The 24281-nt window shown below is 73.6% G+C and carries 18 protein-coding genes; 11 read left to right on the top strand and 7 right to left on the bottom strand.

Translation table 11 applies throughout. The features are described from left to right. Nucleotides 1-7 precede the first annotated feature (7 nt). Together ACQEVI_RS07835 and ACQEVI_RS07830 are read right to left on the bottom strand one after the other, a co-directional pair. Complete coding sequence (locus ACQEVI_RS07835) at nt 8-715, bottom strand: response regulator (RefSeq protein ID WP_432896525.1); 708 nt, start codon at nt 713-715, stop codon at nt 8-10. Continuing rightward, complete coding sequence (locus ACQEVI_RS07830; RefSeq protein WP_432896522.1) at nt 712-2136, bottom strand: DUF7134 domain-containing protein; 1425 nt, start codon at nt 2134-2136, stop codon at nt 712-714. The genes ACQEVI_RS07835 and ACQEVI_RS07830 overlap by 4 nt, the downstream gene beginning before the upstream one ends. A 152-nt stretch (nt 2137-2288) precedes the next feature. On the opposite strand from ACQEVI_RS07830, the gene ACQEVI_RS07825 reads away from it, so the two are divergent. The 4 genes from ACQEVI_RS07825 (at nt 2289) to purE (ending at nt 6097) form a co-directional block, all read left to right on the top strand. Further along, a complete protein-coding gene (locus ACQEVI_RS07825; RefSeq protein ID WP_026366105.1) occupies nt 2289-2972 on the top strand; it encodes a response regulator transcription factor in 684 nt (227 codons plus the stop codon). Between the two features lie 4 nt (nt 2973-2976). Next, nucleotides 2977-4332 (top strand): sensor histidine kinase, encoded by a 1356-nt coding sequence (locus tag ACQEVI_RS07820; protein ID WP_432896517.1) that lies wholly within the window; start codon nt 2977-2979, stop codon nt 4330-4332. A gap of 83 nt (nt 4333-4415) precedes the next feature. Continuing rightward, complete coding sequence (locus ACQEVI_RS07815; protein ID WP_432905854.1) at nt 4416-5579, top strand: 5-(carboxyamino)imidazole ribonucleotide synthase; 1164 nt, start codon at nt 4416-4418, stop codon at nt 5577-5579. Then, nucleotides 5576-6097, top strand: a complete 522-nt coding sequence (purE, locus tag ACQEVI_RS07810) for a 5-(carboxyamino)imidazole ribonucleotide mutase (RefSeq protein WP_432896514.1) — start codon at nt 5576-5578, stop codon at nt 6095-6097. The genes ACQEVI_RS07815 and purE overlap by 4 nt, the downstream gene beginning before the upstream one ends. A 90-nt stretch (nt 6098-6187) precedes the next feature. Here the strand turns inward: purE and ACQEVI_RS07805 are convergent, their stop codons facing one another. From ACQEVI_RS07805 to ACQEVI_RS07795, 3 genes are all read right to left on the bottom strand, one after another. Next, nucleotides 6188-7708, bottom strand: coding sequence for an LCP family protein (locus ACQEVI_RS07805; protein WP_432896511.1), 1521 nt, complete (start codon nt 7706-7708; stop codon nt 6188-6190). 53 nt (nt 7709-7761) lie between these two features. Beyond that, on the bottom strand, nt 7762-9057 hold the full coding sequence (locus tag ACQEVI_RS07800) for an LCP family protein (RefSeq protein ID WP_432896508.1): 1296 nt from the start codon (nt 9055-9057) through the stop codon (nt 7762-7764). A 147-nt stretch (nt 9058-9204) separates the two neighbouring features. After that, nucleotides 9205-9951, bottom strand: coding sequence for a TIGR03089 family protein (locus ACQEVI_RS07795; protein ID WP_432896505.1), 747 nt, complete (start codon nt 9949-9951; stop codon nt 9205-9207). 370 nt (nt 9952-10321) lie between these two features. Here ACQEVI_RS07795 and ACQEVI_RS07790 point away from each other — a divergent pair, with 370 nt between their 5' ends. From ACQEVI_RS07790 to ACQEVI_RS07780, 3 genes are all read left to right on the top strand, one after another. After that, nucleotides 10322-10663, top strand: coding sequence for a WhiB family transcriptional regulator (locus ACQEVI_RS07790; RefSeq protein WP_432905851.1), 342 nt, complete (start codon nt 10322-10324; stop codon nt 10661-10663). A 101-nt stretch (nt 10664-10764) separates the two neighbouring features. Beyond that, nucleotides 10765-14184, top strand: a complete 3420-nt coding sequence (locus ACQEVI_RS07785) for a glycosyltransferase (RefSeq protein ID WP_432896502.1) — start codon at nt 10765-10767, stop codon at nt 14182-14184. Next, nucleotides 14181-15782 carry a DUF5719 family protein gene (locus ACQEVI_RS07780; protein ID WP_432896499.1) on the top strand — a complete coding sequence of 534 codons (1602 nt, stop codon included), beginning with the start codon at nt 14181-14183 and terminating at the stop codon, nt 15780-15782. Before ACQEVI_RS07785 ends, ACQEVI_RS07780 begins: the two co-directional genes overlap by 4 nt. A gap of 3 nt (nt 15783-15785) precedes the next feature. Here ACQEVI_RS07780 and ACQEVI_RS07775 read toward each other — a convergent pair whose 3' ends face one another. Both ACQEVI_RS07775 and ACQEVI_RS07770 read right to left on the bottom strand, forming a co-directional pair. After that, on the bottom strand, nt 15786-16403 hold the full coding sequence (locus ACQEVI_RS07775; protein WP_432896496.1) for a metallopeptidase family protein: 618 nt from the start codon (nt 16401-16403) through the stop codon (nt 15786-15788). Then, nucleotides 16404-17804 (bottom strand): hypothetical protein, encoded by a 1401-nt coding sequence (locus tag ACQEVI_RS07770; protein WP_432896493.1) that lies wholly within the window; start codon nt 17802-17804, stop codon nt 16404-16406. 96 nt (nt 17805-17900) lie between these two features. On the opposite strand from ACQEVI_RS07770, the gene ACQEVI_RS07765 reads away from it, so the two are divergent. The 4 genes from ACQEVI_RS07765 (at nt 17901) to ACQEVI_RS07750 (ending at nt 24233) form a co-directional block, all read left to right on the top strand. Beyond that, nucleotides 17901-19541, top strand: coding sequence for a DUF2142 domain-containing protein (locus ACQEVI_RS07765; RefSeq protein ID WP_432896490.1), 1641 nt, complete (start codon nt 17901-17903; stop codon nt 19539-19541). A 1571-nt stretch (nt 19542-21112) separates the two neighbouring features. After that, nucleotides 21113-22138, top strand: a complete 1026-nt coding sequence (locus tag ACQEVI_RS07760) for a glycosyltransferase family 2 protein (RefSeq protein ID WP_432896487.1) — start codon at nt 21113-21115, stop codon at nt 22136-22138. Next, nucleotides 22135-23253, top strand: a complete 1119-nt coding sequence (locus tag ACQEVI_RS07755; RefSeq protein ID WP_432896484.1) for a glycosyltransferase — start codon at nt 22135-22137, stop codon at nt 23251-23253. Before ACQEVI_RS07760 ends, ACQEVI_RS07755 begins: the two co-directional genes overlap by 4 nt. After that, nucleotides 23250-24233, top strand: coding sequence for a lysylphosphatidylglycerol synthase domain-containing protein (locus ACQEVI_RS07750; protein ID WP_432896481.1), 984 nt, complete (start codon nt 23250-23252; stop codon nt 24231-24233). The genes ACQEVI_RS07755 and ACQEVI_RS07750 overlap by 4 nt, the downstream gene beginning before the upstream one ends. The last annotated feature ends 48 nt before the right edge of the window (nt 24234-24281 follow it).

The following is a 24281-nucleotide window of genomic DNA, read 5'->3' as shown; positions in this document are numbered from 1 at the left end:
CGGCGGATCAGGAGCCGGGACGGACCAGGCCGGTCTCGTAGGCGGTGACCACGGCCTGCACGCGGTCACGGGCGTCGAGCTTCGACAGGATGCGCCCGACGTGCGTCTTGACCGTCGCCTCGGCGACGAACAGGTCGGTGGCGATCTCCGTGTTGGAACGCCCCCGGGCCATGAGCACGAGCACCTCGCGCTCGCGGCTCGTCAGGGCGGCCAGGGCCTCCTGCGGGCCTGCCGCCTCGTCCGGCGGCAGCGCCGTGACCAGGCGCTCCATGAGCCGCCGGGTGGACGACGGCGCGATCACCGCGTCGCCCTGGTACACCGTCCGGATCGCCGTCAGCAGCTCCTCCGGCTGTGCGTCCTTGAGCAGGAAGCCGCTGGCCCCGGCCCGGATGGCGTCGAGCACGTACTCGTCAAGGTCGAACGTCGTGAGCACCACGACGCGGGGGTCGCCCGCCGCGGCGGCGGCGCCGTCGGCCAGGAGGGCCCGGGTGGCGGAGAGACCGTCCATCCCGGGCATGCGCACGTCCATCAGCACGACGTCGGTCGCCGTGGTCGCCAGGCGGTGCAGCGCGTCGCGCCCGTCGTCGGCCTCGACCACCACCTGCAGGTCGGGCTGGGAGTCGATGACCATGCGCAGGCCTGCGCGGACCAGTGGCTGGTCGTCGACGAGCGCGACCCGCACGGGCCGGGCGGGTTCGTCGGGGGCGTAGGTCATCGTGCTCCTCGTGTGTCGGCCTGTGTGTCGTTCTGGGTGTCGTGCTGGCCCGCGTGCTCGGCACGCGGGATGGGGATGACGAACCGCACCGAGAACCCGCCGCCGCGGCGCGGGCCGGCGGTGAGCGTGCCGCCGAACATCTCGGCACGCTCGCGCATCCCGAGCAGGCCGTACCCGGCGGTGGGCGGTGGTTCGTCGGGGCCGGGGGAGCCGTCGGCGGCCAGGCCGCGTCCGTCGTCGTCCACCCGCAGCTCCACCTCGTCCTCGCCCCAGCGCAGCAGGACCGTGACGGCGGGCCGCGGGCCCGCGTGCTTGCGCACGTTGGTGAGCGACTCCTGGCAGACCCGGAACAGCGTGAGCCCCACACCGGGCGGCAGGCGACGCTCCGCGCCCACCCGGGCGAACGAGACCCGCAGGCCGTCGTCGCGGGCCTGGTCGACCAGGCCCGCGATGTCGTTGGTGTCGGGCTGGGGCTGCAAGGGGGCAGCGCCGCCCGACGACGGTGACGCCGCGGGCGGGGAGCCGCCCGCGCCCTGAGGGGCCGTGCCGGACGGAGTCCCGGAGCCCGGCGCGCGCCCGGGCGCTATCGCGTCCGGCGCCATCAGGCCGAGCGGAGTGGCGACGCTGGGCTGGTCCTGCCGCAGCACCCCGAGCAGCCGCCGCATGTCGGCGAGGGCGGCCCGGCCCGTCTCGGCGATGGTGCCGAGGGAGCGCGCCGCGGCGGCGGGGTCCGCGGCCGCGGCGTAGCGCCCTCCGTCGGCCTGCGCGATGATCACCGACAGGGAGTGGGCGACGATGTCGTGCATCTCGCGGGCGATGCGCGACCGCTCGGCCGCCGTGGCGATCTGGGCCTGCTGGTCCCGCTCGATCTCGAGGCGCTCGGCGCGGTCTCGCATGGCCACGAGCATCGTGCGTCGGGACCGGCGTACGAGGCCGAACGCGAACGAGCAGGCCAAGAAGGTCATGATCACCACGACCGTGCCGACGGTCGGGGCAGGATCGGCCGCGAAGGGCGCGTCCTGGACCTGAAGCCACATCATGGCACCCAAGGTGAGCGGGCCGACCACGGCCATCCCGCACGCCATCAGATAGGCCCAGCGGGGCCCGTAGACCGTGACGCAGTACATCGATACCAGCACGGCCAGGTTGGCCGGCAGGAGCAGGGAGACGTTGAAGGCGATGATCTGCACCATGCACACCACGAACACGGCGATGCACGACGCGACCGGGCGGGTGCGGCACCAGGCGAGCGGCGCGACCACCGCGGCGGAGATCAGGGCGGCCTCGACGGAGGTGAGGTAGTAGGGGCCCGTGTTGCCGGCGGTCACCACCACGAACAGGCAAACCAGCGCCGTCAGAGCGAGGTCCATGAGGAACCGGTACCGCTCCGACCACTGCGCCCACCGCTCGTACCAACCCATGCAGGTCAGAGTAGGTCGAACCGTTGCGGTGGCGCGTCATACCGTGGTAGCACTTGCGCCATGGCTCGCTCTGCCGAAAGGATTCGGTAGTACGGCCGTCCCGTGTGTGCCCGGGTAGCGCCAGAGCGTCGGTTATGCCCTACGATGGCGAAATGACTCACGTACTCCTAGCCGAGGACGACCCGGCCATTGCCGAGCCGTTGGCACGAGCGCTCTCCCGTGAGGGATACGACGTCGTCGTGCAAGGAACCGGCAAAGGTGCGATCGAGAGCTCGACCGGTGCGGACATCGTAGTTCTGGACCTGGGCCTTCCGGACATGGACGGGCTCGATGTCGCGCGCGAGATCAGGGCCAACGGCCTCACCGTGCCCGTGCTGGTGCTGACTGCCCGTGCCGACGAGGTAGACCTCGTCGTGGGCCTGGACGCCGGTGCCGACGACTACGTCACCAAGCCCTTCCGACTTGCCGAGCTGCTGGCGCGGGTGCGGGCTCTCCTGCGCCGCTCGCACGGCGAGACCGGCGAGGAGGAGGAGCTGCACGCGCAGGACGTCCGCGTCGACGTCTCCGCGCACCGTGCCTTCCAGGGGGACCGCGAGCTGCACCTGACCACCAAGGAGTTCGACCTGCTGCGCGTCCTCGTGCAGAACGCCGGCTCCGTGGTCGTCCGGGACACGCTCATGCGCGACGTCTGGGGCTCGGACCCGGTCGGCTCGACCAAGACGCTGGACATGCACGTCTCCTGGCTGCGCCGCAAGCTCGGCGACGACGCCAACGCACCGCGCTACGTCTCGACCGTGCGCGGTCTCGGTTTCCGCTTCGAGATCGGGGCGAGCTAGCCAGATGCGCGCCCGCGTGCTGCAGGCGACGATCGCCGCGGTTGCGGTCGCCGTCCTGCTCCTGGGCATCCCGCTCGCGATCTTCGGTGCCCGGTACATCTACGGCCAGGAAGTTCAGCGGGTCGAGACCCGGGTGCAGGACCTCCTGTCCTCTTCCGTCAACTCCTACGAACGCAACCGTTCGGCCGCGGAGGCCGGCTTCGTCGACCAGTCGGTCCTCGACCGGGCCGTGCAGCCCCAGGACACGGACATCGTCGCCTACGTGACGGTGAACCAGCCCGACGGGAAGCAGCTCGTCGCCGGCGAGCCCGTCTCCGGTGCCACCATCGAGCTGGGCCTCATCTCCGAGGCGCAACCGGTGATGGGTGTGCTGGTCTCCGTCTCGGCCTGGCCGGCGTACATCAAGGCGATCAACGTCGTCGTGCTCGTCGTGTTCGGCAGCGTGGGCGCCTTCGCCGCGGGTGCCGTCACGGCGGCCTGGCAGGCGAACCGGCTCGCACAACCCTTCGTGTACCTGGCGGCCTCGGCCGAACAGCTCGGCGCGGGACAGGTGCGGCCACGGCTGGACCCGTCCGGCGTGGAGGAGATCGACCTGGTCGCGGCCGAGCTGGCGCGGAGCTCCGACCGACTCGCGGCGCGGCTCGCCGTGGAGAGACAGTTCACGTCGGACGCCTCCCACCAGCTGCGCACGCCGCTCACGGCGCTCACCATGCGCCTGGAGGAGATCACGTTCACCTCCACCGAGCCGGACGTGCAGGAGGAGGCCCGGATCTCGCTCGAGCAGGTGGAGCGGCTGGTCGGGGTGGTCGACGATCTCCTCTCCCGCTCGCGGCGTGCCCAGGGCGGCACCACGGAGTCCGTGGACGTCGCCGTCGTCTTCCTCCAGCAGGAGGAGGAGTGGCGCGAGTCCTTCGAACGGGCGGGCCGGCACCTGAACGTCGAGGACTCCGGCGGAGCCCGCGTCCTGGCCACCCCCGGTGCGCTCGCCCAGGTGCTGTCCACGCTGCTGGAGAACTCGCTCAAGCACGGCGACGGCACCACCACCCTGCGGATCCGTGAGGGCCAGCGGGGCGCCATGGCCATCGAGGTCACGGACGAGGGCGCAGGCGTGCCCGAGGACATGCAGGGCAAGATCTTCGAGCGCGGTGTCACGCTGGGTGCCGGGACGGGCCTCGGGCTCGCGCTGGCCAAGGACCTGGTCGCGGCGGACGGCGGAAACCTCCAGCTCACCCAGCGCACCCCGCCGGTGTTCTCGGTGTTCCTGTCGGGCGTGCCCAAGACGCTCGACCCGCACCAGGTGCTGCCGGTGGGGTCGAAGATCTCCAGCTTCGGCCAGAAGAAGAGCCGCGGCCGACGGTAGGCTTCACCTACGTGAGCGCAAGAGAAACTCTTCAGTCCGGGCCGCCCGTCGTAGCAGTCGTGGGAGGCGGGCAGCTGGCCCGGATGATGGCCCCCGCCGCCGGCGAGCTGGGCATCCACCTGCGGGTCCTGGTGGAGGAGCCGGGCTCGTCCGCGGCGCAGGTCGTGACGGACACGCCGGTAGGTGCGGCCTCGGACGAGGCCGCGATCCGTTCGCTCATCGCGCCCACCGACGGCGCTGCCGCGTCGGTGCTGACGTTCGAGCACGAGCACGTGCCGAACGCCCTGCTCACGGACCTCATCGAGCACGGGACGCCGGTACGCCCCGGCCCGCACGCGCTGGTGCAGGCGCAGGACAAGATCGTGATGCGGCAGCGGCTCACGGAGCTCGGCGTGCCGTGCCCGCGGTGGGCTCCGCTGCCGTCGTCGTCCCCCGAGGAGGGGCGGGCCGCCCTGGCCGCCTTCCTGACGGAGGTGGGCGGCGAGGCAGTCGTCAAGACCTCCCGCGGCGGTTACGACGGCAAGGGCGTCCGCGTGGTCTCGTCCGCGGACGACGTCGCCGACTGGTTCGCCGGGGTGGCCGACGGCGGCCCGCCCCTGCTGGTCGAGGAGAAGGTGCCGTTCGTGCGCGAGCTGGCCGCGCTGGTGGCCCGGCGGCCGTCCGGCGAGGTGCGGGCATGGCCCGTCGTGGAGTCGGTGCAGCGCGACGGCGTGTGCTCCGAGGTGATCGCCCCGGCGCCCGGCCTGACCGCGGAGCTCGACGTCCGTGCGCGAGAGATCGCGACGACGGTTGCCGAAGGGCTCGACGTGACCGGCGTGCTGGCGGTCGAGATGTTCGAGGTCACGGGTGGGCCTGACGGAACGCCGACGGTCCTGGTCAACGAGCTCGCCATGCGCCCGCACAACAGCGGCCACTGGACCATCGACGGCGCCGTGACCAGCCAGTTCGAGCAGCACCTGCGCGCCGTCCTGGACCTGCCGCTCGGCGCCACCGAGCCGGTAGCTGCCTGGACCGTCATGGCGAACGTGCTCGGCTCCACGCTGGACGAGCTCACCGGCGCGCTGCCCGAGCTGCTCGCGGCCTTCCCGGAGGCACGCGTGAACCTGTACGGCAAGGGCATCCGGCCCGGCCGGAAGCTCGGCCACGTGAACGTGAGCGGCGACGACCTGGACGAGGTCCGGCGTCGGGCGATCGCGGCTGCGGCACTGCTGCGCGGCGACAACACCGAGGAAGAGGCGAACGCATGAGCACCACTCCGCAGACCGGCATACAGGTCGGCATCGTGATGGGGTCGGACTCCGACTGGCCGGTCATGGAGGCGGCCGCCGAGGCGCTGCGCGAGTTCGACGTGCCGGTAGAGGTCGACGTCGTCTCCGCGCACCGCATGCCCACCGAGATGATCGACTACGGGCGGCAGGCCGCGGGGCGCGGGCTGCGCGTGATCATCGCGGGCGCCGGCGGCGCCGCACACCTGCCGGGCATGCTCGCTTCGGTGACGCCGCTGCCCGTGATCGGGGTGCCGGTGCCCCTCAAGTACCTGGACGGCATGGACTCGCTGCTGTCGATAGTGCAGATGCCCGCCGGCGTGCCCGTCGCGACGGTGTCGATCGGCGGGGCGCGCAACGCGGGTCTCCTGGCGGCGCGCATCCTGGCCTCCGGCGCGGGCGAGGAGGCGGCGGCCCTGCGGGAGCGCATGGAGGCGTTCCAGGCGGAGCTGAGCGCGGTGGCGCACGCCAAGGGCGCGAAGCTCCGCGCCCAGCTCTGACCTGAGTCGCCCCCCGGTGGTCGGGCTTGTCGAGACCAGGCGCGGTCTCGACAAGCCCGACCACCGGACAGGTCTGGCCCTACGGCCAGATCACTTCGGCATACCGCCGACCTCTTGGCCCGCCTCGTAGCCGCCGTCGCGGATCTTCGCCCAGAACTCGGGGGTCTGGTTCTCGTCGAGCAGCACCGCCGAGGCACCGGAGGGGGTGCGGAAGCCGATCGACGCGATCGGCGGGGTGCCGGTCACACCGTCGTCGCCGTTCGCGGTCCGGAACGCGAGGCCCATCATGGCCACGTCGATGATGCCCGAGTCGGTGTCGGTCACGAGGGCCGAGAGCCCGGCGTCGGCCAGCCCGACCTGTGTGGCCGGGTTGAGCAGGACTGCCGGGTCCGCGACCTTCTTGCCGATCTGGGCGATGACCTGCTGCTGGCGCTGCGCGCGGCCGATGTCGCCCGTCGGGTCGGCGTACCGCATCCGGGAGAACGCGAGTGCCGTCTTGCCGTCCGCGACGTGGCAGCCCTTCTGCCACTTGAGCTTCGACTTCACGTCGTGCACGTCGTAGTCCAGGCAGAGCCGCACGCCGCCGACGGCGTCCACGACCCCCTCGACGCCGCCGAAGCCGACCTCGACGTAGTGGTCCACGGTGAGCCCGCTGAGCGTCTCGACCGTCTGGACCAGCATCGGCGCGCCGCCGTAGGAGTACGCGGCGTTGATCTTGTTGCTCCCCGAGCCGTCGGGCATCACCGCCCAGGTGTCCCGGGGGATCGAGATGAGCGCGACCGGCCCCGACGACGGCTTGTGCAGCAGCATGATCGTGTCGGTGCGCGCACCCGAGGTGGAGTCGTTGATGCCGCCGCTGCCGCGCGCGTCGGAGCCCGCGAGCAGATATGTCGTACCCGGCGTGTTCTCCGCCCCGGACAGTGCCTCGACGTGCTGGATCTTGCCGTTGGCCCAGATCAGGAGCCCGACCGGCCAGGCGATGACCGCGAGCAGCACCAGCACCGCGATGACGCCGACCACGCGGCCCTTGCGGATGCGGATGTCGCCGCCGCCGCGTCCGCCACGCCCGCCGGAGGCGAGAGCACCAGCGGGGTAGCCACCACCACGACCGCCGCCGGCCGGGGGACGCGGCGCGCTGCGCACCGGCGTCGGACGCACGGGGCCCGCGCTCGCCCGGACCGGGCGGCCCGGCGGGATCGCCTGCGGTGGCTGGCCACCGGCGCGCGGCGCGGAACGCGGCGGGATGGAGCGTGGTGCCCCGCCGGACTCGTTGCGCGCCGGCATCCCCGACCTCCGTGGGACGGGCGGGGGATTGTTGCTCTGGCCGGACACCGGTACCTCCCGAGAAGACTGTCTGCGTATGCGTGGTTCGCTGCGGGCACCGTCGGAGGAGCCTTCCGGCCGTCCGATGCGGTGCGCGCCGCCGACGCCGGGAACCCCGACGCCCGGCGTCTCCGCGTTGGCGAGCCCGCCCTGCTCAGGGCTCGACGCCACGCCCGGCAGAGTACGTGGTCTCTCGCCGGTGTCACCCACCGGGATGGCATCGTCGGCGCCCGGCCGCCCGCTCACGCCCTGCGGCGTGAAGCTGGGTGGGATCCGGACGCGCGTCACGTCGTCGTCGGCACCTGGGGCCGATCGGTTCGACGTTCTGGGATCTGACATGGCTAGCCGCAGACCTTGGTGGTGTCGGCGCCGGTGAAGGCCTCTTCACCGGCTTGCTTGATCTCTGTCGAACTGGGAGAGGGCGATCCGGGCTCGGAAGTACCTTCCGCGCTCTTGTCGTCGCTCGGAGCGGACGGGCTCGCGTCGTCGCTCGAGGCGGACGGCGACGCCTCGGCCGACGGCGCGTCCGGGTCGAAGTCGAGGGGCCGGTCGTGCTTGACGTTGTCCCACAGCTGTACGGCCTCGTCGGTCCAGATCACGTTCGCCGTCTGTACCGGGTCGTACACGTTGGGGACAGTCATGAAGGTGATCGTGTCAGGCCGTACGTTCCGCATGGAGTAAGCCAACCCGGCGAGTCCGTCGATGCTGGCAAGCTCCTCGTTCATGGTGAGGGACTGGGTCACCGCCTTGAGGAAGTTGAGCGACTTGGCGGGGTTCGTCAGGACCTCCTGGCTCAGCACCTTGCGGGCGAGCGAGGCCATGACCTCCTGCTGCCTGCCGATCCGGCCCAGGTCGGAGCCGTCGCCCAGTCCGTCGCCCTTGCGGGCCCGGGCGTAGTCGAGAGCCTTGACGCCCTTGAGCGTGTGCGCACCCGCGTCGAGCGACAGGTGGTTCGCGTCCTCGGAGTAGATCGGCTCCTCGACGCAGACCTCCACGCCACCCACGGCGTCGACCATCGAGGAGAACCCGGCGAAGTCGACCACGATGAAGCCGTCCATGAAGACGCCGGTCAGCTTCTCGACGGTCTTGACCGTGCACAGGGCGCCGTCGGCGACGTTCCCGCCGGCCAGCACCCCCTGGGAGAACGCGGCGTTGAACTTGGTGCTGTACAGCTCGGCGGTCGTCGCGCCGTCCTCGGTGGTGCAGCTCGGGACGTCCACGGTCGAGTCGCGGGGGATCGAGATCATCTCGATCCGCGACCGGTCGCCCGAGATGTGCATGACGACGGTCGTGTCCGACCGGGCGCCCATCTCGCCGCCGCCGGCCAGACCGCCGTTGTCCCCGTCGCGCGAGTCGCTGCCCATGATCACGATGTTCAGCGGGGTGCCCGCATTCGGGTCCTTCGGCAGCACCACCTTGGGCCGGTCAGGTCCGAGGACGGTCATCTGGGCGGTCTCGATGTTCCCGGTCAGCTGGGTCACCGCCGCCACCCCGCCCGCCGTCGCGAGCGAGACCGCCGCGACGAGCACCAGCGCCACCGTCCGGGCCGCGCCGCTCATCCCGTTCAGCGTGCGGGCATGGGACGGCCCGGAGTCTGGGCTCGTCGCGTCTGCGGCGCTGAAGTCAGGGAACGTCACGGCCTCAGATCCTAGGGGCTGCCTGTCGGACGGCGGCGCGCCCCCCGGGGTCGGACCGTAGAGGGTTCGTGGAGAAGACCGAAGACGTTGTGCGGCTACGTCCGAAACGGCCTGCGACCGGGCATTTCGACGCCCTCAACCGGGCGCCTACCCCTGCGGCAGCCGCGCCTGCTCCGTACTCAGCAGACGCGTCAGCCGGGCCTCGTCCTGCTCGAGCTCCGCGGCGGTCGCCGGCGAGGTGAGGACCACCGAGCCGCCGCCTGCCCAGATACCCAGCAGTCCGCGCAGCACCTCCGCCACGGGCCCGCGCCCGTCCACCAGGACGCGCGCACCCTCGCCGGGCTCCGGGACCAGGCCCTTGTGCCCGACGGCGCCCGCAGCGGTCACCAGGGCCTCCTGGTCGGGGTCCACCTCCGGCACCCAGCCGATGGCGTCGCCGTAGGTCATCACCGCGGAGGCCGCGTCGATGGCGCCGGACGGCAGCTCGCCGTCGTACCGGCGGGCGAGCGCGGGCAGCGAGACGACGACGAGGTCCGCCCCGTCGTCGGCCCAGCGGTCCGGGCCGTCGGTGACCACAACGTCCGGGTACGCCCCCTCGGTGCCGGGGAGCACGACCGTCACGCCCGCGCGCCACGCCGCCAGTGTCCACACCGCGGTGCGCCAGTGCACGGGCAGGTCGACGACGATCCGCGTGCCGGGGGCGGCGTCGAACTCCTCGACGAGCAGGTTGACGGTCTTGCTCGCCCAGTTGGCGAGGACCGCGCCGGAGAGTTCCACGCGCTCGCCGTCGTCCCCGTACCAGGTGAGGCGGGGCCGGCCGCCGTCGGCGGCGAGACGGGCGAGGAGGGTGGCGACGTCGGGCACGGGGCCGCCGGTGCGGGGCGCGATCTGCATGCCGCCAGCCTAGGACGTCGGGCAGCGCTCGCTCGGTCTCCGGCAGGCACATCTCGGACCTTCGGCGTGGCGACTCGCCGGGTGTCCCGGCATATGAAAAGCGGGGCAGTAGGTGAGACGTACGCCACGACCTGCGGAAGGACTGGTGAATTACCCGTGGAATCCGTGGGCGATAGCACATTTCCGCTTGACGACTCCAGGCGACACGCGTGTAATTCCATGTATGCAGTTTTCGTAGCGCATATGCAACGGGGCCTCGAAGCTGCAGGTCTGGCCAGGCACGATGGATCGGCAGGAACAGATCGGCAGATGGATCGGCATGGTCGGCCGGCAAGGCCCGGAGCACGGACACGGCATGGAGGGGCACGTCATGTGGAACATTCTGGAATCGGACGTGGAGTTCCCGACTGACGCCGAGAACACGGCGGCACCGGTCGCACGGGTCCTGCCGCTCTTCGGTGAGCTGTACGAGCTGACCGAAGCGGACGACTCCTTGCTCGGCTGGCAGGAGCGTGCCCTGTGCGCGCAGACCGACCCCGAGGCCTTCTTCCCGGAGAAGGGTGGGTCCACCCGCGAGGCCAAGAAGGTCTGCTCCGGCTGCGAGGTCAGGGCCGAGTGCCTGGACTACGCGCTGGAGAACGACGAGCGGTTCGGTATCTGGGGCGGTCTCTCGGAGCGTGAGCGGCGCAAGCTGAAGCGCCGCGCCGTTTGAGAGACTTGTCCCCGAACGTCAGAGCGAACGTCGGAGTCTGACCGTTCGACCGGCGCGTCGGCGGCGTGTCGGCGCAGACGCGCCGCATCATGTGAAGCGAGATGAGCGCTCCACGTACCGACAGCCTGTCGGCTCCCAGCCCGGACCGTGGTCCCCACGAGGACACGGTCGGTCCCGTGTGGGCCAAGGTCCCGGCCCAGACGGCCACCGCTGCGCCGGTGGCCGTCACGGTCACGGCCGTCGTCGTGACGCGCGGCAGCAGTCCCTACCTCGCCGCGACGCTCGCGGCGCTACGGACGCAGTCCCGCACCCCTGACTCCGTCGTGGTCGTCGACGTCGACACCGCACCCGCGACGTCCGGCCACCAGGACCTGCAGCTCGGTGGCGCGCGCTTCGTGGCCGGTGCCGGCGCCCGCACCTTCGGTGACGCGGTGGAGGCGGCGCTCGCCGCCGTCGGCACCCCGGAGCAGGGCTGGCTCTGGTTCCTGCACGACGACTCGGCCCCCGCCCCGGGCGCTCTGGCGGCCCTCACCCGTTCGGTGGAGCACTCGAACACGGTGGCCGTCGCGGGCTGCAAGCAGCGGCGCTGGGAGACGGGCCCGGACGGCACGCCCCTCGACCCCGACCTGTCCGACCGGGGGGTGCTCGTCGAGGTGGGGCACACCGTCTCACCGCTCGGCAGGCGCATGACCGGCATCGACGACACGGAGATCGACCAGGGCCAGCACGACGCGCGCGAGGACGTGCTCGCCGTCGGTCTCGCCGGGGCGCTGGTGCGGGCGTCGGTCTGGCGCGAGGTCGGCGGCACCGACCCGGCCTACGGCCAGCTCGGTGACTCGACGGACTTCTGCCTGCGGGTACGGCTCGCCGGTCACCGGGTGGTCGTCGTGCCCGACGCCGTGGTGCGGCACGCCCAGGTCGCGCTGCACGCTCCCGGCTCCTCGGGGGCCCGGCGCCGCAGCCAGCTCTACCTGCGGCTGACCTCGGTGGCGCCGTGGATCCTGCCGTTCGCGATGTTCGCGATGGTGCTGTGGGCGCCGTTCGCCGCGAGCTACCGGCTCGCGATGAAGCAGCCCGACCAGGCGCGTGACGAGCTGTTCGCACCGCTGTGGGCGGTGTTCCGGCTCGGGCCGCTGCTGCGCGCCCGACGCCGGATCGCACGCACCTCGACAGTGCCCCGCAGCGTGCTGCGGCCGCTGCTGGGCACCTGGCGCGAGGTGGCCGCCGAGCGACGCGACAAGCGGCTCGCCCGCGGCGAGGCGCACCGGGTGGACGCCGCCCCGTCCGAGCTGGAGCAGGCAGAGCTGCAGGCGCTCGCCGTCCGGCGCCGGGCCGCGCTGGCCGCCGTTGTGCTCTCTGCCGTCGGCCTGGCGGCGGCGCTGTTCGGGCCCGCCCTCGGCGCCCTCGCGGCCGGCGGACGCCTGGTCGGCGGGGCGCTGCTCCCGGCGGGCGGCACGACGGCGACCGCCTGGTCGGCGGCGACGTCCGGCTGGGTGCGCGACGGGCTCGGCACCGCCGCCCCGGCGGACCCGCTGCTGTTCGTGCTGACCGGCCTCTCCGCGCTGGTCGGGGGATCGCTGCAGCATGCCGTGAACGCCGTGCTCCTGCTCGCGCTGCCCGTCGCCGCCGTCGGAGCGTGGGCCGCGGCCGGCGCCGTGACGCGGTCGATGTGGCCGCGTGTCCTCGCCGCGCTCGCCTGGACCGTCGCCCCGGCATTCCTCGGCGCACTGGACGGCGGCCTGCTCGGCGGAGTGCTGGCACATGCGCTGCTGCCCTGGACGGCCGTCGCGCTGGTCCGTGCGGTGGGCGTCCAGGCGGTCGACCGGCTCGGGCCGCCCGACGGCGCCGCCGAGGAGACCGCAGGCGTTACCGCACGCGCGTCCCGGACGAGCTCCGGCTCGCTGGGTGCGGCGGGCGCGAGCGGTCTGCTGCTCGCCTGCGTGGTGGCCGGAGCGCCCGCGCTGCTCCCGGCGGCCGTGGCGGTGCTGCTCGGAGCGCTGCTCGCCGCCCCGCGCCGCCGCGTCTACCTCGCGCTCGCGGTCGTGCCGGCGCTGGTGGTCGGCGCCCCGCTCTGGTGGTCGGCGCTGCGCCACGGCAACAGCAGGCTGCTCACAACAGAACCGCTGGCCGGGTCCGGCGTCCCGGCACCGGGTGCCGCCTCGGGCCTCGAGCTGCTCCTCGGCCTGCCCGCGGTCCCCGCCCCCTGGTTCGACGTGCCCGGTGCCGGTCTCGTCCCGTCCGCCGTCCGCGCGATCGTGACGGCGGGCCCGTGGGCGCTCGGTGCGCTGGTGCTCGTGCTGGCGACGGTCGGCCTCGGCGCGGCGCTGCTCGGCATCGGTCGCAAGCGGGTCGCGGAGTCGGCGCAGCTCGTCGCCGCGACGTCGCTCGTGGGCTGGCTGGCCGCGGCGGCGGGTCTCGCCGTCGCGGTCCTGGCCCAGGGCGACGGCAGGTGGTCCGGCCCCGGGCTGTCACTCGTTCTGCTCGGCCTGAGCGCCGCCGCCCTCGCGGGTGTTCGTGCGCTCGCCGACAGCGGGGCGTCGTTCCAGGGCTTTCTCGGTTCGGCGCGCAAGGTCGCGGCGGTCGGGCTGGTCGTGGCCGCGCTGCTGCTTCCCGCCGCGCAGGCTGCTGCGTGGCTGACCGGCTCGGGCAGCATCGCGGGCTCCGGGCGGAGCGGCATGCTGCACGTGACCACCGACCCGGTGGTGCCCGCCGTCGGGCAGCAGATGCAGGCGCCGCCACGGCAGGCACGCGTGCTGGAGGTCGGGTTCGCCGGTGACGTGGAAGCCGGCGGCGCGGGTGGCGGCGGTGCGGAAGACACGGTGCAGTACGCCCTCCTGCGGGCCGACGGCTCGCAGCTCGCCGACATCTCGGCGACGGCACGGGCGACGGCGGACGATCGCGCCGGGGCGGGCGACGAACCGGTGGGCACGCTGGACACCGCGGTCGCGGCGCTGGTCTCCGGCGCCACCGAAGGGGTGCCCGAACAGCTGGCCGACCTCGGGATCGGTGCGGTCCAGGTCCGATCGGACGGCGGCCTGGGCGCGACGCCCGGGACGGACTCCGCGCGCGCCGTCGGCGATCTCGTGGCGACGCTCGACATGGTGCCTGGCATGAGCCGGGTCACCGAGGGCCAGGCGATCTCCGTGTGGCGGGTCGCCCCGGCGGGCGAACCCGCGCCGGGCTGGGCACGGATCGAGGCGGCGGGCGCCACGCAGCGGGTGCTGCCGTCCGGGGGCACCGCCCTCCGCGCGGACGTGACCGCGGGCGGTACGGACCGCGTCGTCGTGCTGGCGGAGGCCGCGGGACCGGGCTGGCACGCGACCCTCGACGGGCGCCGGCTGGATCCGGTGGCCGTCGACGAGTCGGCGGGCCTGCAGGCGTTCGCGCTCGGGCCCGACGCCGGGCAGCTCGTGGTGCGCTACGAGGCGCCCCACCGCACGGCATGGCTGGTGCTCACGGCGTTCACGCTGGTGGTCTTCACTCTGCTGGCCCTGCCGGTGGGACGCAGGAGGGTTCGATGAAGCGCAAGAAGCTGGTGGTTCCGCCGGTCGCCCGGCGGGCGGCCGCAGCAGTGGGTGGCCTGCTCTGCGCGATGGCGGTCGCCGCCCTCGCCACCACGGGCGGCGGCGAGCGGGTCGCGCCACCGGCGGACGCCGTACGTGCCGTCCCCGTGGCCGCCGCCGAGACCGGGCTGGTCTGCCCCATGCCCGCCGAGCTGCAGCAGCCGGACGTCGGCGACGACGAGTTCAGCGCGGTCCGTGGCGAGACCACCACGTCGCTCACCGCCGCGGTGCTGGACGCCGCGGAGGGTGCGGAACCTTCTGTCACGACCCTGGACGGGTCCGCGGCGCCGGACCTCCCCGGTCCGCTCGTGACCGGCGGTCTCGCCGCGGTGCGCGAGGGTGCGGTCACCGGGGCGCGCGCGGTGCGCGTGACGCCGAGCGGTGCCACCTACGCGACGGCGACCGTCGCGTCGGTGACCACCGACGGCGACCTGCGTGGCATGGTCGCGGGGCCGTGCGCGGTACCGTCCGTCGAGCACTGGCTGGTCGGCGGCAGCACCTCGGTGGGTTCGAGCGGCCGCCTGGTGCTGCAGAACCCCGGCCGGACGCCGGCCACGGTGTCGCTCGAGGCCTGGGGGGCGTCCGGTCCCGTGGTGCTGGGGAGCCAGTCGCTCGTCGTCGTGCCGCCTGGCGAGCAGGTCGTCACGATGCTCGAGGCCGTCGCACCCGATCAGACCCGGCTCGCGCTGCACGTCACCGCCGAGGGCGGACGTGTAGGCGCCTACGTGCAGCACCACCGCATCGAGGGCCTGGTGCCCGCTGGTGCCGACCTCGTCGTGGGAGGCGCCGCGCCGTCCCGCACGACCGCCGTCTCCGGAGTGGTCAGCACCGGCGAGCCGGTGGACGACCCGCACGCGCCGCGCCTCGACCTGCTGACTCCCGGCACCGCGGCCGGCACGGCGAACGTCGCGGTGCTCGGGCCCGACGGACCGGTCCGGCTGCGTGGTGGCGAGGAGCTGCCTCTCGAACCGGGCAGGGTCACCACCCTGCCCCTGGGCGGGCTGCCCGCCGGTGCCTACACCGTGGTCGTGGATGCCGACGTGCCGGTCGTCGCCGGCGGTGTCCTGGACAAGAAGGGCTCCGCCGCCGACGACGCCGTGGTCGACGGCGACCCGTACGACCGGGCCTGGCTGGCCGGGCAGGCGGTACGCGCGACAGGCCCGGCGGCCGACGGCGCGGTCGCCGTCCCCGACCATGCCGCGTACGTGGTGACGCTGAGCGGCGTGCCCGACGAGCGTGACCCGGACCGGATCGACGACGTGGACGACAGCACGGCGGTGACGCTGCGCGGGGTCGGACCGGACGGCGAGGAGGCCTGGAACCGCACGGTGGAGGTGCCGACCGGCGAGACCGTCGAGCTGGGGTGGGCGGAGCTGAAGGAGCTCGGCGCCACCGTCGCGGTGGTCGCGGAGCAGCCCGCCGGGCAGCCGGGCGTCATCTGGTCGGTGCGCATCGCCGAGGACAGCGACACGTCCCTGTTCTCGGTGCTCTCGCCGACGGCGCCGCTCGCCGCGGGCGGGGACGTGCGCGTGCGCCGGGTCGACGCGGCCGGCTGAGGGTCAGGAGCGGTCGCCGAAGTTCGGGTCGATCTCCTCGGGGGTCCGGGCCAGCATGTGCGCCACCTGCTCCACCACGACGTCGCGCACCAGGTCGGCGAGGTCCTCGCGGTCGAGCGCGCGCACCTCGACGGGCCGGCGGTAGACCACCACGCGCCCGGGCCGGCCGGCCTCCGCCGGGAAGAACCGGCCGAGCAGCACACCGCCGTCCTCCCACGGCGCCGGGTCCGACGGCGGCACGTCCTCGACGGCGAACTCGGTGCCCCGCAGCTGCGCGGCCCAGGTCCGGTCGAGGTCCTCGACGACGTCGAGCACGAAGTCGTCGAACCGCTGCGCCCGCGTGCGGTGCGCGGGAGTGCCGGGCGGGAACATCAGGCCCCGTAGACCGCGCCCTCGCCGGTCCCTGCGGCGGGGACGTACCGCCTCGCCGGAGGTGTCGCCGGAGCGGATCGCCGCGAGCCGGAGCAGGTCTGCCTGGGAGGCCTTGGGGATACCGGCCGGGCCGGCGGCCGAGCTGCTGGATGAGCTGCCGGCACTGCTGGAGCTGCCGGATGAGCTGCCGGCCGGGCCGGGACCGCGGTCCGGCCGCCGGTTCCGGCCGCGTGGAGAGAACGGAGGCACCTACCGACGATACGTCCGATCGGGGTCCCGGTTCGCCACCGCCACGGCAACCGCGAGGCACGCGAACCCCCAGGCCACCCACGCGCCGGGCGCAGAGAGCGAGCCGTCGGGCCACGGCCCGGCGTAGCGCGGGGCGGAGACCGCGATCCAGATGGCCTGGTCCACCAGGGGCACCGCGCACCAGACCCCGACCGCCCAGGGCAGCCGGTGGCGCGTCGACACCAGGCCCTGGGCCACGAGCATCGCGAGGATCCCGATCACCGGGAGGAGGTAGCGCGGATGCGGTGAGCCGCCGCCCGCTGTGTAGACGAGCTGCATCGCCAGGGTCGCCGCGACCGCCGTCGCGCCGGTCACGAGGAGCAGCACGTCGGCCCGGCCGGCCGCGGGCAGCCGGACGTCCCGCACGGTGCGGACGCCCGCGACGGCCGCCAGCGCGGCGGGCACGACCAGCAGGAGCAGCACCACCGCGGCGTCGGGCAGCCTGTCGTGCCCGAACACCGCGAGGAGCTGGGTCCAGAACCCGGCGTCGGCGAGCACCTCGGGGACGGGACGGACCACCCGGTCCAGGTTCTCGGCCGCCCAGTCCGGGTGCCCGCCCGTGACGGACCCGGTCAGGGCGACGTTGCGCAGGTAGAACCAGCCGGACGTCGCCGCCACGGCGGCCGGGACGCCGAACGCGACGACCGCTGCGCGCACGGCCTCGCCCCGGACGGTCGCGCCGCGTCCGGCCTCGCCGTGAATGGCGATCGGGCCCGCGGTCCGCAGGAGCACCCCGGCCAGCACGGCGGCGACCAGGACGCCCACCATGACCATCGTGTGCAGGCGCGTGCCGAGGCACAGCGCCGAGACCACGACCAGCCCGGCGGCGCGCGGCCAGGTCAGGCCGGACCGGACGGCACCCGCCGCGAGCCCCAGCAGCCAGGTGGTGAGCAGGGCGGCGAAGATGTCGTTGTAGCCCGAGCCGCCGACCCGGGCGACCCACGCCGTCGTGCCGACGACCAGCGCGGTCACGGGGGCGAGGAGCGGCGACGCCGGGAAGGCCCGCCGGGCCGCCCAGGCCGCCACCAGCACGAGCAGACCCGCGCCCAGCACGTTCAGACCCCGCGCGGCGTAGACGGCCGCGAAGACGTGCCCGCCGTCCACGAGGGGGCCGACCACGGGCGCCAGCACCAGGTAGTACAGCGGCGGATGCTGGGCTGCCCACTGCACGGGCGGCACGGAGCCGTCCTCGGGCGCGAGCACCAGGCCGTCCTCGAAGACCGGCAGGTGCCCGGTCCACACCTGGTAGGCGTAGTCGAGGTGCGCCGTCTCGTCGCCCGTGTGCAGCGGAGGGCTCAGCAGCGCCTGGACGAGCGAGGTGAGGATCGCGGCCAGCACGGCGACGGGTACGAGGAGGCGCACGGGGCCCACAGTAGGGGCCCCGGTCGACGTGCCGACGACGCGAGGGTGTCCCGCCGTCGTCCGGACGGCGGCGAACGTGCCCCCTATCCTGTGAGCGTGCGCGATGATCCTGCCGAGGTGGCGTACCGCCGGGGCCTCGCTCTCATCACCGCCCTGATCATGCTCACGGGTGTGCTGTGGACGGTGCTGGCCCCGCCGTTCCGGGCGCCGGACGAGCCGCAGCACGTCAACAGCGTGCTCCGGCTGGCCTACGGCGGCGGGTGGCCGGCCGCCGGCGAGGCCCTGGTGGGTCCCGCCGTCACCGCCGCCCGGGACCAGGCGAAGCTGGAGACCGATCTGCCCGGCAGGCACTTCGACCGGGAGGACGTCCCGCCGTTCATCGCGGCCCCGCCCCTTCCGGACGGCGACCGGTTCGTGGTCGACGCCGGCAACGCCCCGGCCGACCCGGTGCCTGCCGGCACCAGCACGCGGCACCTGCCCGAGGACGCCGTCGACCAGATGACGCAGCACCCGCCGCTGTACTACGCGGTCGCCGCGCTGGTCCTGCGGGGGACCGGGCTGGCCGAGGCGCGCTGGGACCACCAGCTGCTCGCCCTGCGCCTGTTCGACGTCGCGCTGCTGGTGCCGGTGCCGCTGCTGGCCGCGGCGGCGGCGCGGCGGCTGTCGGGGTCGCGTCCGGTGGCGCTCGTGGCGGCGTCGTTCACGCTGTTCGTGCCACAGGCCGGGCACATCATGGGCAGCGTGACCAACGATGCGCTCGTGACGCTGAGCGGGGCCGCGATCACCTACCTGTGCGTCGTCGTCCTCGGCGGCGACCTGCGGGTCCGGACCGCCGTCTGGCTGGGTGTCGCGCTCGGGGTGGGCCTGCTGACCAAGGTGATGGTCGTGTTCGCGCTGCCGATGGTGGCCGCGGCCTACCTGGTCGCGCCCGGCTCCCGCAGCCGCCGGCTGCGCGGCACGCTCCTCGCGGGCGCCGTCGCGCTGGTCGTCGGGGGCTGGTGGTGGCTGCGCAACCTCCTGGTCCTGGGGACCGTGCAGCCGGTCGGTATCCCGGACCGCTTCGCCGGCGGCGAGCCGGCCGGCCTCTGGTACTTCCTGCGGACCGGGGTGACGCAGGTGACCAGGTCGTTCTTCGGCAACTTCGGCTGGCTCGAGCTGCGGATACCGGACGCGGTCTTCTGGACCGCCGCGGTCACCATCGGTGCGCTGGCCGTGATCGCGCTGGTGCGCCTGTCCGCTGCCCGGCGCGCGGTGGCCGTGCTCCTGCTGCTGCCCGCCGCGCTATGGCTCGCGGTCCTGGCCAACGCCTGGCCCGGCTACCAGGAGACCGGCCTGATCGTCGCGGTGCAGGGCAGGTACCTGTTCGCCGGGCTCACGGCGCTGTCGGTGACGACGGCGCTCGGCGCGGCCGCCCTGCTCGGTCCGCGGATCGACCGGGCCGTGCCCTGGATCGTGGGCGCGGCCTGCGCGGCCGCCGCGAGCGGCCTCGTCTTCGGGTTCTGGGGCTTCTACCAGGGCCCGACGTCGACGGTGGCCGACGCCGCGGTCCGCTGGGCCGGCTGGAGCCCGCTGACCGGGTCTCAGCTCGCGGCGCTGGTCGTGCTGCTCGCGCTGGCGGCCGTGGCAGCGGTGCTGGCCTGCGGCCTGTTCGCCCGCAGCACCACCCTCGCGGAGACGACGGCGGTGCCGCAGGCGAGCGCGGCGACAACCGCGGCCGGTACCGGCAGCTCCGCGTAGTAGCCCGCGGGCGGAGCCGAGGACAGCTCCACCGCCAGCCAGACCACGAGGTCGGCCAAGGAGATCGCGGTCCAGGCGGGGAGGTACCGGCGCAGGCGCGTCGACAGGCCTGCCGCCACGGCAAGGCACAGCGGTAGCGAGACCACGAGCAGGTAGCGCGGGTAGACGCCGCCGCTGTTCGCCGCGTACAGCACCTGCATGGTGACGGCCACGGCGACCGCTCCGGCCGGCAGCGCGAGGAGCAGCAGCTTGTCGATGTGCTGGGTGCCGGGGGCATCGGCGCCGCCGGTCGTCGACTCGTGCGGGAGCCGGCGGGCTCGCCGCAGCGCGGCCCTGCCCGCGATGACCAGGGGGACCCAGACGAGCAGCAGCGCCGTGACCACGAGCGTCGTGATGACGTACGGGTTGCTCGGGGGCAGGCGGCCCGCCCACCAGAAGACGTCGGGCAGCCGGGCCCAGGTCACCGGGTCCACCAGGACCAGCCAGACGGGGCGCTCCGTGCGGTTCTGGTTCGCCAGCGCCCAGTCGAAGTGCGAGCCGGTGACGGTCCCGGTCAGGGCCAGGTTGCGGAGGTAGAACCACCCGCTGGCCGCGAGCACGGTCAGCGGCCCGGCCACGGACAGCGCGACCACCGGCCCCCAGCGCCCCCTGCCCTGCCGGGCGCGGACCGCCCCGGCGACCACCGCGACAGCCGCCACGGCGACGGCGATGGCACCCGCCGACAGCCGGGTGAGCGACGCGGCAGCGGCCACCACGGAGATCAGCGCGACCAGGCGCGCGTCGAGCCCCCGCCGGATCACGGTGCCCACCAGCCCGAGCAGGACCGTCACCCACAGGGCGGCCAGCAGGTCGTTGTACGCGGTGCCGCCGACGTGGGCGACCGCCGCCATGAGGCTCGTCAGGAACGCGACGAGGACCGGCAGCGTGCTGCCCGGTCGGGTCAGCCTTCGTGCGCTCCACCACGCGGCGACCACGAAGATCCCCGACAGGAGCACGTTGACGCCCCGCGCCGCGTAGACGGCGGCGACGGGGTGCCCGGCGTCGGCCAGCGGGCCGACCAGCGGGGCGATCAACAGGTAGTACAGCGGCGGGTGCTGCGCCGTCCACTGGACCGGGGCCAGCCAGGCGCCGTCGGGCCGCAGCCGCAGGCCGTCCTCGAAGACCGGGAGGTCGCCGTGCCAGAGCTGGTAGGCGTAGTCGACGTGCGGTGGCTCGTCGCCCGTGGCGTACGGGGCGTCCGCCAGAGCGACGGTCAGTGCCAGCAGGACTGCGGTGAGGGCACAGGCCAGAACGGCCAGGCGCTCGCTGCCGTGGGATCGCGCCGGGGAGCGGGTCACGCGTGCAGGGTATCCGCGCCTTCTTGACCGGTCCTGGCGCTGTGGTTACGGCCGGGTAACAGAAACTGAATGGCACGCAGTGTTCACGTCCTGGTCATATGGCGTGCTTACCGTTTGTGCAGCCACGCATCTGCTTTGCCGAGAGACGTGCCGAGAGCCTGCTACCGAAAGCACAGGGCCATGAAGCTGTTCGTGCAGATTCCCTGTTTGAACGAGGAGGAAACCCTTCCTCTGGTGCTTGCCACGATTCCGCGGGACATCCCGGGAGTCGACGAGATCGAGATCCTCGTCGTCGACGACGGGTCCACCGACGACACGGTCGAGGTGGCGCGCCGCCTCGGCGTGCGGCACTTCGTGCACCACGCCCGCAACATGGGGCTGGCCAGGTCCTTCCGGGACGGCGTCGACTACGCGCTGCGGCACGGTGCCGACATCGTGGTGAACACCGACGGCGACAACCAGTACCCGCAGGAACGGATCGGCGACCTGGTGATGCCCGTGGTGCTGGGCGACGCCGACATAGTGATCGCCGACCGGCAGACCGGCACCATCGAGCATTTCTCCCCGCTGAAGAAGGCGCTGCAGAAGGTGGGCAGCGAGGTGGTGAACTTCGCCGCGGGAACGGACCTGCCCGACGCCGCGAGCGGTTTCCGCGCCTATTCGCGCGGGGCACTCCTGAGGCTCAACGTCGTCACGCAGTTCAGCTATTGCATGGAGACGATCATCCAGGCCGGGAACAAGCGGCTGCGGATCCAGAGCCTGCCGATCACCACCAATGCGAAGACGCGCGAGTCGCGGCTCTTCTCGAGCATGTGGCAGCACATCGCCAAGTCGGGGCAGGCGATCAGCCGGTCCTACGTGATGTACAAGCCGCACGCGGTGTTCCTCACGCTCGGACTCGTCTTCGCGGTCGGCGCGGCGGTGCCGTTCGGCCGGTACGCGGTGCTCCTCGCGACCGGCACCCCCGGGCAGCACCTCCAGTCGATAGTGCTCGGGGCGACCTCCATGGTGGGGGTGCTGCTCAGCTTCGCCCTGCTCGTGCTCGCCGACCTGCAGCGCACCAACCGGGTGCTGCTCGAGGACACGCTGGAGCGCCTCAAGGAGGTGCAGTTCGGCACGACGACGGCTCCGGCCGGATCAGCGGCCGCGGAGCACCGGAGGCAGTCCGGCACCATCGAACGGGGTCCGGTCGACCGGACCGGTCCGCTGGACCGGCCCCAGCCGACGGGGCCCGCCGACCTCTCGGCAGCCGTGCAGTGATCGCTTTCGGCACGTACGACGCCGCGCGCCATCCCCGCACCGCCGTCCTGATCGCGGGGCTGCGCGCCCACGGCAGCAAGGTCACCGAGCTGAACCGGCCGCTCGGCTTCTCCACCGCCGAGCGGGTGCGCATGCTCCAGCAGCCGTGGCGGCTGCCCGCCCTGCTCGTTCGCCTGCTGCTGTGCTGGGCGGGCCTGGTGCGCGACACCGTGCGGCAGCGACGGGCGGAGGGCCGGCCCGGTGCCGTGCTCGTCGGCTACCTCGGGCACTTCGACGTCGTCCTCGCGCGGCTGCTCCACCCGCGCTCGGTGATCGTGCTCGACCACCTGGTCTTCGCCGGGGACACCGCCGCCGACCGCGGGGCCGCCGGCCTGCGGGTGCGGCTGCTGACCGGGCTGGACCGGCTGGCCGTCGCGTGCGCCGACCTCGTCGTCACGGACACCGAGGAGCACCGGCAGATGCTCCCGGACCCGGCCAAGGGCGTCGTCGTACTGGTCGGTGCACCAGACGCCTGGCGGACGGCGGCGTCCGCGCCGGCCGCCCCACCGTTGGTCCCGACAAGCTCGACCGACGAAGAGCTGTCCGTCGTCTTCTTCGGGCTGTACACACCGCTGCAGGGCGCACCCGTCATCGCCGAGGCGGTGCGCGACGCCGTCGCAGCAGGTGCCGCGCTGCGCGTCACGATGGTCGGTGCGGGCCAGGACCTACCCCTCGCACGCGAGATCCTGGCCGACACACCGGGCGTGACCTGGCACGACTGGGTGGAGGCCGACGAACTGCCCGGACTCGTCGCCGGGCACCAGGTCTGCCTGGGCATCTTCAGCGACACCCCGAAGGGCCTGCGAGTGGTGCCGAACAAGGTGTACCAAGGGCTCGCGGCGGGCTGCGTGGTGGTCACCTCGGACACCCCGCCGCAGCGCAGAGCGGTGGGGGAGCACGTCGAGCTGGTCCCTGCGGCCGACCCCCGGGCGCTCGCGGCCCAGCTCGTCAACCTCCGCGACCCCGCGGTGCTGGCCGTCGCCCGGGAACGCGCGGCGCGCGGCCGGGACCGGATCCGCCCGCAGGTCGTCACCGAACCGCTGGTCGCCGAGCTGCGGCGCAGAGGAGTGCTGTGACGAGGACCGGTGCGGGGACGACGGAGCTCGGGATCACGGAGCCGGTCGCCCGCCGCTCGGTCGTCGGTGGGGTGCTGGCCGTCCTGCGGTCGCGGTGGGTGCGGTGGGGCTTCCTGGCCGTCGCACTCGGGCTGGCCGGCTGGTACGTGCTGGGCAACCGGGCGGCCCTGGCGCGCGCCGCGGCGGACCTGTCCGGGACCGAGGTGGTGCTGGTCGTCGTCCTCGGTACCGGGTACGTGTGGTGCACGCTGCTCGCCTGGCGTGCGGTCCTGGCGGACCTCGGCTCGCCCCTGTCGTTGCGGAGCGCCGTCGCCGTGTTCGGCGTCAGCCAGCTCGGCAAGTACGTGCCCGGCGGCGTGTGGAACGTCGTGGCCGCCGCCGAGGTCGGGGCCGGGCACGGCGTGCCCCGCAGCAGGTCAGCCACGTCGATGCTGGTCGCCGTCGCGGTGTCGGTGGCTTCGGGCGCGGCGGTGGGCGCGGTGGCGCTGCCGTTCGTGTCCGCCGGAGCGCTGGGGGCCTGGTCCTGGGTGGTGTGGGCGGCGCCCGTCGTCGTGCTGGTGCTCGCGCCGCCGGTGCTCAACGGCCTGATCGGGTCGGCCGTCCGGCTCACGGGGCGCGCTGCACCGGAGCAGCCGATGACGTGGGGTGGCCTGGCGCGCGCCGCGGCCTGGTCGGTGGCGGGGTGGCTCGTCGCGGGACTGCAGCTCTGGGTGCTCTGCACGGGGCTCGGTCTACCCCTCACCGTCCGGACCTTCGCCCTGGCGGCCGGCGGCTGGGCGCTCGCGTGGACCGCCGGATTCCTGTTCGTGGTCGCGCCGGCCGGCGCGGGCGTGCGCGAGCTGGTGCTGGCCGCGGTCCTCGCGGGTGCGCTACCGGCCCCTGCCGCAGCCCTCGCGGTGCTCGTCAGCCGGGTCGTCCTGACGCTCGTCGACCTGGCCTTCGCGGGCGTGGGGTTCCTGCTCTCGAGGCAGCGACAATGACCATGCACCTGCTGCCACGCCGGGCGTGATCCTGGCAGCAACCGCATG

The organism is Promicromonospora sp. CA-289599, from assembly GCF_050936155.1.
Classification (GTDB): domain Bacteria; phylum Actinomycetota; class Actinomycetes; order Actinomycetales; family Cellulomonadaceae; genus Promicromonospora.
This window is presented reverse-complemented; position numbering and strand designations above follow the sequence as displayed.